General features: G+C 63.4%; 10 protein-coding genes. 6 read left to right on the top strand and 4 right to left on the bottom strand.

Translation table 11 applies throughout. The features are described from left to right. The first annotated feature begins 47 nt into the window (after positions 1–47). Together QOL68_RS04805 and QOL68_RS04810 are read left to right on the top strand one after the other, a co-directional pair. Positions 48–2,192, top strand: a complete 2,145-nt coding sequence (locus QOL68_RS04805; protein WP_282947430.1) for a catalase — start codon at positions 48–50, stop codon at positions 2,190–2,192. A 12-nt stretch (positions 2,193–2,204) separates the two neighbouring features. Further along, positions 2,205–3,437: an NAD(P)/FAD-dependent oxidoreductase gene (locus tag QOL68_RS04810; protein WP_282947432.1), complete on the top strand. Its 1,233-nt coding sequence runs from the start codon at positions 2,205–2,207 to the stop codon at positions 3,435–3,437. Positions 3,438–3,570: 133 nt separating this feature from the next. Here the strand turns inward: QOL68_RS04810 and QOL68_RS04815 are convergent, their stop codons facing one another. Continuing rightward, positions 3,571–4,740 (bottom strand): alpha-hydroxy-acid oxidizing protein, encoded by a 1,170-nt coding sequence (locus QOL68_RS04815; RefSeq protein WP_282947434.1) that lies wholly within the window; start codon positions 4,738–4,740, stop codon positions 3,571–3,573. Positions 4,741–5,029: 289 nt separating this feature from the next. On the opposite strand from QOL68_RS04815, the gene QOL68_RS04820 reads away from it, so the two are divergent. From QOL68_RS04820 to QOL68_RS04835, 4 genes are all read left to right on the top strand, one after another. Then, complete coding sequence (locus QOL68_RS04820; protein WP_282947437.1) at positions 5,030–5,662, top strand: TetR/AcrR family transcriptional regulator; 633 nt, start codon at positions 5,030–5,032, stop codon at positions 5,660–5,662. A 121-nt stretch (positions 5,663–5,783) separates the two neighbouring features. Continuing rightward, positions 5,784–8,066, top strand: coding sequence for a TonB-dependent receptor (locus QOL68_RS04825; RefSeq protein ID WP_282947439.1), 2,283 nt, complete (start codon positions 5,784–5,786; stop codon positions 8,064–8,066). A gap of 13 nt (positions 8,067–8,079) precedes the next feature. After that, positions 8,080–8,967, top strand: a complete 888-nt coding sequence (locus QOL68_RS04830; RefSeq protein ID WP_282947441.1) for an MBL fold metallo-hydrolase — start codon at positions 8,080–8,082, stop codon at positions 8,965–8,967. An 18-nt stretch (positions 8,968–8,985) separates the two neighbouring features. Next, a complete protein-coding gene (locus QOL68_RS04835; RefSeq protein ID WP_058454202.1) occupies positions 8,986–10,218 on the top strand; it encodes a cytochrome P450 in 1,233 nt (410 codons plus the stop codon). Between the two features lie 4 nt (positions 10,219–10,222). Here QOL68_RS04835 and QOL68_RS04840 read toward each other — a convergent pair whose 3' ends face one another. The 3 genes from QOL68_RS04840 to QOL68_RS04850 form a co-directional block, all read right to left on the bottom strand. Next, a complete protein-coding gene (locus QOL68_RS04840; protein WP_282947444.1) occupies positions 10,223–11,197 on the bottom strand; it encodes an NADPH:quinone oxidoreductase family protein in 975 nt (324 codons plus the stop codon). 18 nt (positions 11,198–11,215) lie between these two features. Next, positions 11,216–13,174, bottom strand: a complete 1,959-nt coding sequence (locus QOL68_RS04845) for a flavin-containing monooxygenase (protein WP_282947446.1) — start codon at positions 13,172–13,174, stop codon at positions 11,216–11,218. 73 nt (positions 13,175–13,247) lie between these two features. Next, positions 13,248–14,882: an AMP-binding protein gene (locus tag QOL68_RS04850; protein ID WP_282947448.1), complete on the bottom strand. Its 1,635-nt coding sequence runs from the start codon at positions 14,880–14,882 to the stop codon at positions 13,248–13,250. Between the last annotated feature and the right edge of the window lie 3 nt (positions 14,883–14,885).

The following is a 14,885-nucleotide window of genomic DNA, read 5'->3' on the forward strand; positions in this document are numbered from 1 at the left end:
GAGCGGGGGGTTGAAGATGCAAATCCCTCAAATCCAAGGAACCGATCATGGCCAAGAAGCAAGCGCCGTCCCCTGCGACCGACCACGCCCTTCGCGACCATCAACCGGGAGAGCGTCAGATCGCGCCGGATGACAGCCGGGGCAACGGCGATGAACTCCATCAGGACGTCGGTGGTCTCGCCGACCCGGCAGCCTATTTGACCGACAATTTCGGCCATCGCATTTCAGACAACCAGAATTCGCTTCGCGCGGGCGAGCGCGGGCCGACGCTGCTCGAGGACTTCGTCCTCCGCGAGAAAATCTTCCACTTCGACCACGAGCGCATCCCCGAGCGGATCGTCCACGCCCGCGGTTCGGGCGCGCACGGCGTGTTCGAATGCACCAAGGCGATTCCCGGGCTGACCAAGGCGTCGATCCTGCAAAAGGAGGGCGCAACTTGCCCCGTCTTCGTCCGCTTCTCGACCGTCGCGGGCGGTGCCGGGTCGGTCGATACGCCGCGCGATGTGCGCGGCTTCGCGGTCAAGTTCTATACCGACAGTGGCAACTGGGATCTCGTCGGCAACAATATCCCCGTCTTCTTCATCCAGGACGCGATGAAATTCCCCGACCTCGTCCATAGCGTCAAGATGGAGGCCGACCGCGGCTATCCGCAGGCCGCAAGCGCGCACGACACTTTCTGGGACTTCATCGGGCTGATGCCCGAGGCGATGCACATGATCATGTGGGCGATGTCCGACCGCACGATCCCGCGCAGCCTGCGCATGATCGAGGGCTTCGGTGTCCACACCTTCCGCTTCGTCAATGAAAAGGGCGAAGGAAAGTTCGTCAAATTCCATTGGAAGCCGGTGCTAGGCATCCAGTCGACGACGTGGGACGAAGCGGTCAAGATCGCCGGGGCCGACCCCGATTTCCACCGCCGCGACCTGTTCGAGGCGATCGACGCGGGCGACTTCCCGGCGTGGGATCTGGGCGTGCAGGTCTTCGACGAGGCTTTTGCGGCGAAGCAGCCCTATGACGTGCTCGACGCGACCAAGCTGATCCCCGAGGAGGATATCCACGTCGAGATCGTCGGCCGGATGACGCTCAACCGCAACGTCGACAATTTCTTCGCCGAGACCGAACAGGTTGCCTTCCTGCCGTCGAACATCATTCCGGGAATCGATTTCAGCAACGATCCGCTGTTGCAGGGCCGGCTCTTCTCCTATCTCGACACGCAGAAGTCGCGGCTGGGGACGACCAATTTCCACCAGATCCCGATCAACGCGCCCAAATGCCCGTTCCACAATTTCCAGCGTGACGGGATGATGCAGACGCTCGTGCCGACCGGGCGGGCCAATTACGAACCCAACAGCCTGGCTGAGGCGGGAGAGAATGGCGGTCCTCGGGCGAGCGCCGAGACGGGCTTCAAGACCTTCGAGACCAACGACGAACGGAACGATCCGGCGCAGAAGCTGCGCATTCGCGCCGAACTCTTCGCCGATCATTTCAGCCAGGCGCGGCTGTTCTACATGTCGCAGACCGAAAATGAGCAGGCGCATATTGCCTCGGCGCTGGTGTTCGAACTGTCGAAGGTGACGCTAGATCATGTCCGTGCTCGCGTTGTTGGACAGCTTCGCAATATCGACGAGGATCTGGCGAAGCGAGTCGCCGCGGGTCTGGCGATCGACCTGCCCGCAAAGGAAAAGGCCGCGCGCGCGCCAGTCGATCTCAAACCGTCCGACGCGCTGTCGATCCAGAAAAATGCCGACGACACGATGGAAGGCCGCAAGGTCGCGATCCTGTTCGCCGAAGGGTCGGACAAGGCGGCGATCGACAAGCTGAAGGGCGCCATCGAAAGCGCCGGCGGCGCCGTGTTCCTCGTTGCGCCGAAAGTCGGCGGGATAAAGGTCAAGGGCGGTACGCTCAAGGCTGACGGCCAACTCGCGGGCTCGCCTTCGGTGCTGTTCGATGCGGTCGCGTCGATCCTGACCGACGAGCAGGCCAAGCTTCTCTCGAAGCAGGGTGCCGCTGTGCAGTGGTTCATGGACGCCTATGGCCATTGCAAGACGATCGTGCATGACGAGGCGACGCAGTTGCTGCTCGACAAGGCGGGAGTCGAAAAGGACGGTGGCATCGTTGCGATCGACAAATTCGCCGACATTGGAACGCGGCGCCACTGGGCGCGCGAAGCCAAGGTGCGCGATCTTGCCTGATCGCCGGTTTTCGTGAGCCGCGCATCGGCGACCCATCATCGTGACCTCCGGACCGGCCACTCGATCTGGTCGGCGCGGCGTCGTCCGGCCATTGAGGAAAAGCGGCTGACCCGCGATGTCGCTTGCGACATCGTGGTGGTCGGTGCGGGCATATCGGGCGCGCTGATCGCCGAGCAGCTGTCCGACGCGGGGTTGGATGTCGTGATCGTCGATCGCCGCGGCCCCACCGACGGCTCGACCGCGGCGTCGACCGCGATGCTGCAATATGAGATCGATACGCCGCTGCATCAAATGGCCGCGCGGATCGGCCGCGAGAAAGCCGAACGCATCTGGCGCCGCTCGCGCCAGTCGGTCGACGCGCTGCGCGAACGCACTGAGCGGCTTGGCCTCGACGTCGACGGCGCAACGCGCGGTTCGATCTATCTCGACGGCAATATTCTCGATGCGGCGGGGCTGGCGCGCGAAGCCGAGGCGCGGCGCCGGGCCGGATTTGAAATCGAATTGCTCAAACCCGCACAGGTCGAGGATCGCTATGGCATCAAGGGTCGGCATGCGATCATCGGCTACGGCAATTATTCGGCCGATCCGCGCCGTCTGGCCGCCGGCTATTTGAACGTCGCGATTTCGCGCGGCGCGCGGCTCTACGCCCCCGTCGATATCTGCGACGTCGCACCCACCGACGCGGGAGTGACGCTCCGTTCCAAAGACGGTCCTGCCATCCGCGCGAGACATCTGGTCGTCGCAACAGGCTATGAAATGATGAAAGGCGTCCCGCGCAAGGGGAACAAGATCATCTCGAGCTGGTCGATCGCGACCCGTCCGCAGCCTCGCGCGATCTGGCCGACCGCCGCGATGATCTGGGAAGCCGCCGATCCCTACCTCTACATCCGGACCACCCCGCGGGGCGAAATCATCTGCGGCGGCGAGGACGAGGAAATCGCCGATGCAGCGCTCCGCGACGCCAAGCTGCCCGACAAGACCGCGACGCTGTCGCGAAAGCTCGCCGCTCTGTTGCCGGGCGTGGATGCGACCCCCGCGCACAGCTGGGCCGGCAGCTTCGGCGACAGTCCGGTCGGCACGCCGACCATCGGACGGATCCCGGGCATGCCGAACTGCTATGCGGCGATGGGATATGGCGGGAACGGCATAACCTTCTCGATGATGGCGGCCCAGATGCTACGCGGCCTCATCTGCGGCTATGGTGACCCGGACGCCGATCTTGTCAGCTTTCATCGCAAATTTTGACTGCGGAGACATCGTCCTTCGCAAGACGTCCGCTTTCCGAATTTATCGGCCAAAAGCAGCATGTCCGCAAACGGCCACAAGCGCCATACACTCCGAAATTAATGGCCGTGGATGCAGAGCGGCCGCGAAGTTATCATTCCGCGGTTCGCTGCACTCCCGTCTCTCTCACCGCCCTGATGGTGGGATAGCCATTGACCGCCATGAGCAAGTCGGCTTCCGCGAGGATCGACCGGAGCACATGCGCGGCGCCATTCGCGCCGCCAATCGCAAGGCCATAGGCATAGGGGCGACCGATCCCGACGGCCTTCGTTCCGAGCGCGAGCGCCTTCACGACGTCGCTCCCCGACCGGACGCCGCTGTCGAACAAGACCGGCGTATCGCCGGCGGCCTCTACCACGTCGGGCAGCATGTCGATCGCCGCGATGCCGCCATTGGCCTGCCTGCCGCCGTGGTTGGAGCAATAGATGGCGTCGACGCCATGGTCGACGGCCTTTCTGGCGTCGTCGGGGTGGCAGATGCCCTTCAAAACGATCGGCAAGCGGGTGATAGACTTGAACCAGCCGATGTCGCTCCAGGTCAGCACCTTGCCGAAATGTGTCGCCCAGGCTTGAACGGCAGCGGCGATGTCCTCTTCGGGCGGGCGCGCCAGCAACGATCGGAAGACCGGGTCCGAAAAATAATTCTCGAGCACCTTGCCGCGAAGCTGCGGAAAATTGGCTGAGTTGAGATCGCGCGGCCGCCATCCCGTGACCCACGTATCCAGCGTGATGACCAAAGCCTTGTAACCCGCGGCTTCGGCGCGGCGGATCAGACTCTCGGCCAGATCCGCATTCTTCGGGGTATAGAGCTGGAAGAATCCGGGCGTCTCGCCCGCCGCCTTTGCTACCTCTTCGAGCGGACTGTTCGACAGCGTCGACGCGCAAAATGGCACCCCGGTCAAGGCCGATGCCTTTGCCGCCGCGATGTCGCCGCGGCGATCCTGTGTCATTTCGCCGTTCACGCCGATCGGCGCCATGAAAATCGGGGAGGGTAACTTCATCCCGAACAGATCGACTGACAGGTCTCGCGTCGTACAATCGACAAGCATCCGCGGCACCATGCCCCAGTGATGGAAGGCGTCGACGTTCGAGCGCTGCGTATGTTCGTCGCCGCATCCGCCTTGCACATAGTTCAGTATCGAGGGCGAAAGGGCATGTTCCGCGCGCTGTTCCAGTGTCGCGAAATCGACCGGATAATCGGGAAGGATCCCGCGCAGCCCGTCTTGATAGATCTGCGTTTGAAGATCGCCATAATGGCCCATCATTCCGTCTCCGTGTTTCGTCGGCGCAGCTTCGCGCGCGCCGACCCTCCGCTCGTCTCTTTGACCGATGCGGCCTCTTTTTGCACCGATTCACTGGGGCGCTCGATGCCGATTGCCGCACATTTCCGCTGACGGTCCAGGAAAGTTACCAGCATCATGTAAAAACTACTAGCAGGTAGATATTTTTTGCGGCATATGTCTTCCGACGGTCCGCCATCGACAGAATGGCGCCGCGGAGGGAGATATTGGTGTCACTATCCGGCTGCCTTGGGTCGATGCTATGACGGTGGCCGTGCCTGGTGATTCCCTGATCCGTCCGCGCCCCTCCGGTGCTTCGCTCAAGTCCGAGTTCGTTGCCTTCAAGGTCAACCGTATCGTCGAGGCGGCAAGCCATCTTTTCTACGAGCGCGGCTACAGCAGTTGCACCCTCGACAATGTCGCGAGCCAGTTGAGCGTCACCAAACCCTTCCTCTATTCCTATTTCCGGAACAAGGAGGCGATCCTCGCGGCGATCTGCGAGGTCGGAATCAGCGAGGCGCTGGGGGTGCTGGAAGACGTCCTGGCGCATGAGCATGACAGCCATCGGGCGCGGCTTGCCGAGGTGGTCCGGAAGGTCGGACGGATTGTCATCGACCGGCAGGAATATGTGGTCGTCTATCAGCGCGAGATGAAGCATCTGAGCGCTGACGACTACAAGCGGATCCTGCGCCTTCGTCACAGTTTCGACCACCAGATCGGCGAAATGATCCGCGAAGGCGTCGCCAGCGGCGAGTTTCGCGAGGATATCGACCCATTCATCGCGGTCTGGATCGGCGGCCTCATCAGCTGGATTCCAACCTGGTACTCGTCCAGCGGCCAGCGGTCGGCCGAAGAAGTGATCGAATATCTCGTCCAGGCCGCGCTGCGGCTTGCGGGCGCGGAATAGCGTAAGAAGGATCCGGAAAAAGGCAGGAAGTGAGCGGGCAAACACTGCCCGACTGGTAAATCAGCCATTGAAGTACTGACGGGTAGAAAATTATAAGCCCGGTAGATCAGGGAGAGAAATGATGAATTTGACGTTCAAGCATCTGCTGTCGGCGACCGCCATGGCATCGCTCGCTGTCGCATCGCCGGTTTATGCCCAAGCGGCGAACCCGGATGACGCGGCGGACGGCAATGACGAAAATGCCATCATCGTGACCGCGACCAAGTCGGGAAAGTCGCTCGAAGATACGGGGGCGGCGATTTCGGTGCTGGGCGCGGACGATGTCGGGGCGGGCGGCATCGAGGACGCCGGCGATCTTGCCGCCGCGGTACCGAACGTGTCCGTCGGCGACCAGTTCGGCGTCAACCGCACCTTCATTCGCGGGATCGGCCTTACCAGCATCGATCTGGGCGCCGACGGCGCGGTCGCCTTCCTGCAGAACGGGGCGATCATCAGCCGCCCGGCTGCGCAGCTCAGCGGCTTTTACGACGTCCAGCAGATCGAAGTGCTGCGCGGGCCGCAGGGGACGACCTACGGACGCGGCGCGACCGGCGGCGTGATCAATATCGTCACCGCGCGGCCGACCCCCGAGTTCAAGGGGTTTGGCCGTGCGACCTATGGCAATTACGATGCGCGCACGCTGGAAGCGGCACTTGGCGGGCCGATCGCCGGCGAAAGCCTGATGTTCCGCGTCGCGGGCAAATATGAAAGGCGCGACGGCTATGGCACCAATTTGTTTACCGGAAACCCGGTGGACGACCGCGACGCCTATGCTGTTCGCGGCTCGCTGCTCGCCAAATTGTCGCCCGACCTCGAACTGCTGGTCGTCGCCGATCACTTCAAGGAAGACGACAACAATTACGCGTTTCACTTTTTCGGTACGACCGTCGTTCCGGAGGCCGCACTGGCGTCGTCGCTGCTCGGCGGGAAGACGATCTATGATTATTATGCAGCGCGCGGCGAGAAGCCCGATCTGCGGAACATCTATTCCGACGAAGACGCCGTCAACAAGCGCAACGGTTCGAGCGTCCAGGGCATCGTGACTTGGGACTCGGGCGATTTCTCGCTGGTTTCGACGACCGCCTATCGCAAGTTCAAGCGCTTCAACCGCGACGACCTCGACGTCAGCGATATCAACGCTTTCGGCCAGAACAACTATACCGAAGACAGCAAGTCGTTCAGCCAGGAAGTCAACTTCACCTATAAGGTCGGCGGCCTTTCCCTGCTCGGCGGCGCGACCTATTTCGACGAAAAGCTGTTTGGCGAAGTCCGTGTACCGACAGTCAATCTGGCATCCTATTTCAACATCGTGCTCGGCACCAATCTGCCCGCCGACCTTTTCGACAATGGCAATTACCTGCAACGCGGCACGGTGAAGACCAAGGCTGCGGGCGCCTATCTGGAGGCCGCGTACGAAATCCTGCCCGACCTCACGCTCACGGCGGGCGCGCGTTACAATTGGGAAAAGCGCAGCGGCGTCGGGCGCTTCACCTTCGAGGCGCAGGGGCTCGACATTCCGACCGACAAGAGCGGCAGCTGGGACGCGATCACGCCGAAGTTCGCGATCGAGTATCGCACACCGGGCGGAACCCTTTTCTATGGCAAGGTGACGCGCGGCTTCAAATCGGGCGTCGTCAACATCGGCAGCGTCAACTCGGTCATCGATCCCGAATATGTGTGGAGTTATGAAGCCGGTTTCCGCGGCGAAACCGCCGACCGCAAATTCGGCTTCGCCGGCGCGGTCTTCTATTACGACTATACCAATCTACAGGTCGGCTTCGTCAACGCGAACAGCATTGTCGAGACGATCAACGCAGCGTCGGCGCGCAACTACGGCGTCGAGCTCGAGACGACGTTCCGCCCCGGAGACAACACCACGATCCGCGTCTACGGCACCTACCTCAACGCCAAGTACAAGGACTTCTGCAACGGCTATTATGCCGCGGGCAATCCGAGCCGGCCGCAGTATCCCGCCTGCGCGACCGACCCGGCGCTCGTCGATCTGTCGGGCAACCGCCTGGCGAACGCGCCCAAATATACGGTCGCGGCCTTCGTCGATCAGCGTTTCGACTTGGGCAGCACAGGATTCCTCGACTTGTCGGCCGATATCAATCTGCAGGACGAAGTCTTCTTTACCGAGTTCAATAACAATGACGCGCGGCAAGAGGCCTTTGCGATGGTCAATGCCAGCATCACCTATCGCTCGCCCGACGAGCGATGGTCGGTGGCGCTGTGGGGCAAGAATCTCACCGACAAATATGCGCTGGCGAACACGATCATTACCGCGCCGCTCTACAGCTTCGTGTCGGTCGGATCGCTGCGGCCACCGCGGACCTATGGCGTAACCCTCGGCGTCGACTTCTGACGGGAGGGGCAGCATGAACGCAGCTTTTAGCATCGGCAGGCACAAGGTCTATCGACTCGAGGAGTGGCAGGGCGGGTTCAGCCCGCCCGAAGCGCTCTTTGCCGAATATGAAGAGGCTGCCTTCAACGAACATGCCGAGGATTTCGAGCCCGAATTCTTTCGCGACGGGTTGATCTACGGCTACCTCCAAAGCTGGCTTATCGACACAGGAACCGAGCGGATCATCGTCGATACCGGGGCGGGCAATGACAAGGACCGCCCCGGTATCCCGATCTTCGGCCAGCTGGCGACCCCGTTTCTGGCGGGTATCGAGGCCGCGGGGTTCGCGCCGGGCGACATCGACAAGGTCTTCTGCACCCACCTGCACGTCGACCATGTCGGTTGGAACACCGAATGGCGTGACGGGAGCTGGCGGCCGACCTTTCCCAAGGCCCGCTATTATTTCCCGCGCGCCGACGAGGAGGCGTGGAACCCGGCAAAGGCGTGCTATGCAACGCTCGCCGGAGCCGGGGTGAACGCCAATGTCTTTGAGGACAGCGTGCAGCCGATCCTCGACGCAGGCCTTGCCGAACTGATCGACGATGGCGCCACCATCGCACCGGGTATGCGCGCCTTGACCTTCCCGGGGCACACACCGGGGCATATGGTGCTGGAGGTCGAGAACGACGGCGATGTGGCGCTGTTTACGGGCGACATATTGCACCACCCGATGCAGGTCGTCCGGCCCGACTGGAACAGCGTCTATTGCGAGGATCGGGCTGTGGCGGCCGACACGCGGCGTCGCATACTCGAACGCGCCAGCGCGAAGCGGGCCCGCATCGTGCCGGCGCATTTCGGCGCGCCACATTCGGTTTTCGTCGCACGCGGCGACGACGGAGCTTTCGTGCCGCGCTTCGGCTAGCTTCTGGGAGACGCCCCCGTGACCGATGTCCTCGTACCTTCCTTCTCTCCAGACGACGTGGCGCTGAAAGCCGATCCGTACATCGCCTTTGCGCGCCTGCGCGAACACGACCCGATCCACCGCTCCGACCTAGGCTATTGGGTTGTCAGCCGTCACGAGGATGTGCGGTCGGTGCTGATGAACCGCGAGGATTTCGGTCAGGGCGATTTTGTCGAGAATATCCGCCTCTTCTATGGCCCCGAATTCGATGTGCTGGGGCAGCGCGGCTATAAATGGTTGTCCGAGGTGTTCCTGATGCAGGACCCGCCGCATCACACGCGGGTGCGCGGGCTGGTAACCGGAGCGCTGACGGCGAAGCGGGTTCGCGCGATGGAGCCGCGCATCCGCGAGATCACCGACCGGCTGATCGACGGGTTCCTAGCCGATGGTCGTGGCGATCTGATCGCGCGTTTTGCCTATGAACTTCCGGTGCGGGTGATGTGCGACATGCTCGGCATCGATCCCGAAGACGACCGTCTGAACGCCGTCATCAACGCCATCGCACAGAGCTTCATCGTGTTCGAAGCGCGCGCGCTGACCGCCGAAGAGCTGGCGACCGCAAACAGCCATATTGCGGTGTTGCAGCAGTTTTTCGAGACGTTGTTCGACGAGCGGAAGGCGGCGCCGCAGGACGATCTGGCGACCGCGCTTGTCCAGGCTGGCGGCGCCGAAGATGCGCTGTCGCACGATGAACTGGTGACGGTCGCGATCGGACTGTTCGGCGCCGGGTTCGAGACGACGGCGCATATGATCGGCAATGGGCTGCTCTGCTTCAGCCGTTTTCCCGATCAATGGCAGCGTCTGGTGGCCGATCCGCAGGGGTTCGCCGCGGGCACGGTCGACGAGGTGCTGCGTTACGAAAGCTCGCTCGTCGCCACCTATCGCACAGCGCTGCAATCAACCGAGGTTCGTGGTCGGTCGGTGGCGAAGGGCGAGAAGGTGCTGACCCTGATCGGGGCGGGAAACCGCGATCCGCGGGTGTTCGACAACCCCGACCGCTTCGATATCGGACGCGAGAATGCGGCCCGGCACCTGAGCTTCGGCGGCGGGATTCATTTCTGCGTGGGCGCGGAGCTCGCCCGGCTCGAGGGACGGGTCGCATTCGAGCGGCTGGCAACGCGGCTGCCGGGGCTCCGCGTCGACATCGAGGCGCCGGCATGGCGCGACGGGTTCCTGTTCCGCGGCATGAGCGCGCTGCCCGCGCGCTGGTGACGCGTCAGGGCGTGACGACGATCTTGCCGATACGCGTCGCCGACGCCAGGCTTTCGAACGCGGCTGGCGCATCGGCAAGAACAAATCTCCGCTCGATCACCGCCTTGATCCGCTTGCGCTGGGCGAGCCCCAAGATGGTCTCCAATATCGTGCGCACCCGCGCCGGATCGCTTTCGCCAAGATAGCGGGCGTCGACACCCGCCAGTTCGCCCGACTTCAGCAGCGGCAGGTTGGCGGGAAGCCGCGGGATGCCGTCGGCCGAAGCAAATCCGACCACCAAGTGGCGCCCGTGTTTGGCAAGCGACCGGAAACAGGCCTCGAACAGCGGGCCACCGACGGGATCGAACACGCGGTCGACCCCGGCAGGATGGCGGGCCTTTAGCTGTGCGCGCCAGTCTGGATCGCGATAATCGAGCACCAGATCCGCCCCGAGCGTCGCCACATGGCGCATCTTGGCCTCGCCCGAGGCGAGACCGACGACGATGCCGCCGCTGGCGTGGGCGAGCTGGACCGCCGCAGATCCGACGCCGCCCGATGCGCCGGTAACGAGCAGCGACTGGCCGGGCTGGTAGCCGCCGCGATCGAAAAGACCATAATAGGCGGTGAGAAAATCGAGGAGCAGCGCGGACGCGTTCGCGGCTTCGAGGGCGCCCGGCACAGCCACGCTGCTCGCCGCGCTGACGATCGCCTGTTCGGCGAGGCCGCCGCCGAACTGCCAGCTGGCGATACGCTGGCCCGGCGCAAAGCCTGTTACGCCGTCGCCGACCGCTTCGACGCGCCCGACGATCTCTCCGCCGGGGACGAAGGGAAGCGGCGGCTGCACTTGATAGAGTCCGCGCATCAGCAGTGCGTCGACGAACCCCAGCGAAGTCGCTTCGACGCGCAGCAGGATTTCGCCCGCTTGCGGCGCGCCGATCGGCCGGTCCTCGAGCGCGAAATCCTCGACCGCGCCGAGGCGATGACCCTGAAAGGCTTTCATCGGCAGCGACCCTGCCGCCTATCCGGCTTTGGCGAGGGCAGGGCGGTCGCCATCCTTGGTGCCGAACTCGAGATCGTCGGCTTTGGGCGATCGCGTCATCCGCCAGAAGGCGTCGTTGCGCCACGGCGTGATCGCGATCACGCGGCCCTTGGCGTTGCGATACCAGTTCTCGGTGCCGGGGTGGGTCCACACCAGCTTCTCATGCGCCTCGTCGATCCGGCGGCGATAGTCCTGATAGACGCTGTCCTTTACCTCGACCGTATTAGCACCCCGCGCGGCGCTGGCCAGCACGACTTCGCCGGCAAAATGCATCTGGTTTTCGATATTGCGGATCATGCTGCCGCCGTGACCCGACCCGACGTTGGGGCCGAGCAGAATAAACAGATTGGGAAATCCCGGCACTAGCGTGCCAAGATAGGCCGCCGCGTCGTCGTCGCCCCACAGGTCGCGCAAGACGGCGCCGCCGCGTCCGATCACCTCATAGGAGCCAAGCACGCGCGTCGTCTGAAACCCGGTCGCCAGAATGATGACGTCGGCCTCGACCTCGATCCCCGATGACGAGATCAGCCGGTTGCCTTCGACGCGCGCCAGATGTTCGGGAATCAGCCGGACATTCGGCTTGCGCAGCGTCCGATACCAGCCATTGTCGAGCAGCATCCGCTTGGCGAAGGGCGGATAGTCGGGCAGCACGTCACCGATCAGTTCGGGGCGGTCAGCCAGCTGCTCATGGACATAGCGGGTGAAATGGCGGCGGTGGCCGTCGTTGATCGCGTTCACCGCGCGCTCGGGGTGCGGCCATTCGGGATCGCGGTGCAGGGTGCCGTGCACGCGGTCGTTGAAGGTCCACGACAGGCGCTGTTCCAGCCACGCCCGGTACAGCGGCACAGCCTGCATCAAATAGCGCACGCCATCGGGAACCGCCTTGCGGAATTGCGGGAACGGCGCCGCCCATTGTTTCGACCGCGCGAACAGGGTGAGCGTTGCCGCGGTGTCGGCGACCGCCGGGGCGACCTGCATCCCCGACGCGCCATTGCCCACCACCGCGACGCGCTTGCCGGAAAGATCGGCGTTCTCGGGCCAGCGGCTCGTATGGATGACCTCGCCTGCAAAGGAATCGAGGCCGTCGATCTGCGGATACTTCGGGATGTTGAGAATGCCGACAGCGCTGAACAGATAGTCGGCGCGGTGCGTCGTCGTGGTGCCGTCCGGCTTTGCCACCGACACTTCCCACTGACCGGCGTCGTCGATCCAGCGTGCCGATTCGACCTTCGAATTGAACTGGGCGCGCGCGGGCAAGCCATATTCGCGCGCGGTATCGAGCAGATAGGCTTCGATCTCGTCGCGCAGCGGGAAATATTGCGACCAGTCGTTCGGGCGGCACGAGAAGGTGTAGGTCAGCGACGGGGTGTCGACCCCGCATCCCGGATAGCGATTTTCGAACCAGGTGCCGCCGAAATCCTCGTTCTTTTCGAACAGGACATAATTGATGCCCAGCCGCTGCAGCTCCATTCCGGCGCAAATGCCCGAAATGCCGCCCCCGATTACGATCGCCGATTTCGTCTTGAGCGAAGGGGGTATCTCGCGCGGTGCAGGTGCAACCATCATCCCGGCCGCGACAATATCGCCATATTCCGCCGGCACCTGTTCGGCCATCGCGACGCTCAGCATCGTTGCGAGATGGGCATTGTCAGGGCGAGGCAGGGCCAGCGGCTTGCCTTTCAGCCAGTCCTCGATCGCCTGGCGCGCCTGGTTGCGGATCTCGCGCTGGATGTCGTCGGGCAACTGGCCACTGTCATTGTCGTCCAGGCCGGGCGCGCGGCGCGGGCGATAGGGTTCCTCCAGCCATTTGGCGTCACCCGTCATCTGGTGGAGGAGCATGAGCAGCGACGGGATATTTCCCTGGTCGACCCCCGCCGCCAGAAGCGGCCAGTCGATCTGGTCCGCGGCGATCGGCCGGTCGGGTATCGGATCAGTCATGTCTTCAATATCCTGGAACGAGCGATGAAAAGGGGAGCGTATGGAATTTTTCCGGCCGGCGGGTTTTCGCTCATCATAGCGCAAAGCTCTCGCGGCGAACCCTGAGCCCCGCGGCTTCGCGGTCCCAGGTATCGCCGGTAATGCCTTCGCGGCGCAGATCGGTCTTGAGCACTTTGGCCGACGGCGTCTTGGGTAATTCGTCCAGCACGCGAAAATAGCGCGGGACCATGAAATAGGGCATGGTTTCGATCAGATATTCGGCGAGCGCGCGGCAGTTGACCGACCGGCCGGGGACGGGCGCGACGACGACCATGACCTCGTCCTCCGAATATTCGCTCGGCACCGCGATCGCGGCGGCTTCGCGCACGTCAGGGTGACGGCAGACCTCGGCCTCGACCTCGAAGGACGAGATATTTTCGCCGCGGCGGCGGATCGCATCCTTCACCCGGTCGACGAAATAATAATAGCCGTCCTCGTCGCGGCGAAAGGCGTCGCCGGTGTGGAACCAGCCGTTGCGCCAAGCGGCGGCGGTGGCCTCGGGGTTGGCGTTGTAGCCGCTGTTCATCGCCCAGGGGCGGTCGGTGCGCACGAGCATCTCGCCGATTTCGCCGACCGCGACCTCGCAATCATTGCCATCGACCAGCCGCACTTCGACGCCGGGACGGACACGGCCGCAGGTGCCGATCTTTGCGGGATTGGCCTCCGATACGACCGGCGACGAAATCTCGGTCATGTTGAAGATCGTGTAGATGTCGATGCCGAACCGCTCGGTAAAGGCGGGCGCGTCGCCGGTCAGCGGCACCATGAAGGCCTTTTTGACGCCATGATCGCGGTCCTGCGCGGATGCAGGCGCCTTCAGCAGGAAGGTGGCCATGACGCCGAGCAGAAACACGACCGTCGCGCCAGTGCGTTTGGCGACCGCCCAGAACTCGTCGGTCGAAAAATTGTCGATCATCGCCACCGACGCGCCGCGGGCCAGCATCACGAACGGCGGACCCATCCCGCCGATGTGAAAGATCGGTGCGACGCACATATAGCGGTCGTCCTCGCCGACCATCGGCCAGCTTTCGGGCCCGGCGTTCGAAAACATGTGAAGATAGGACGACAGGACGCCCTTCGACGGGCCGGTCGTGCCGGACGTATAGATGATCGACTGAATGTCCCAGGGCTCGATCGGCCGTTCGAGCGGTATGTCCTCCGACGGATCGCCGATCACGTCGTCGAACCGCACAGTTGGCAGAGGCACCTCTGCCACCGCATTCGCGGTGGTGACGACCAGAAGCTCGACTCCGGCAAGGTCGACCTCGGCCAGGCGCGGGATCAGGTCGGGATGGATCAGCAACATGCGCGCCGACGAGTTCGCGAGCACATGCTCGAGCAGTCCGCCGCGGTACGCGGTGTTGAACGGCACGAACACCGCGCCGAGATAGTTGATCGCATAAAAGGCGACGAGCGCATCGGGTCCGTTCGGCAGCCACACCGCCACATGCTCGCCCTGCCGGACGCCGAGCTTGCGGAGGCCCGCCGCCTTGGCGCGAACGCGGGCCCGGATTTCGGAGAAACTCCATTCGGACCCGTCGGCAAATACGATGTGCGCCTTGTCCGGCCGCTCGGCTGCCCAGCGGTCGAGAAGATAGCGCAGGACGCATTCGTCGCGATTGGGAATGCGCGGATCCTGAAAATCTCTTGCTCGCTCGGTGTTCGGCATGGC

Source organism: Sphingopyxis sp. Geo25 (assembly GCF_949769135.1).
GTDB lineage: Bacteria > Pseudomonadota > Alphaproteobacteria > Sphingomonadales > Sphingomonadaceae > Sphingopyxis.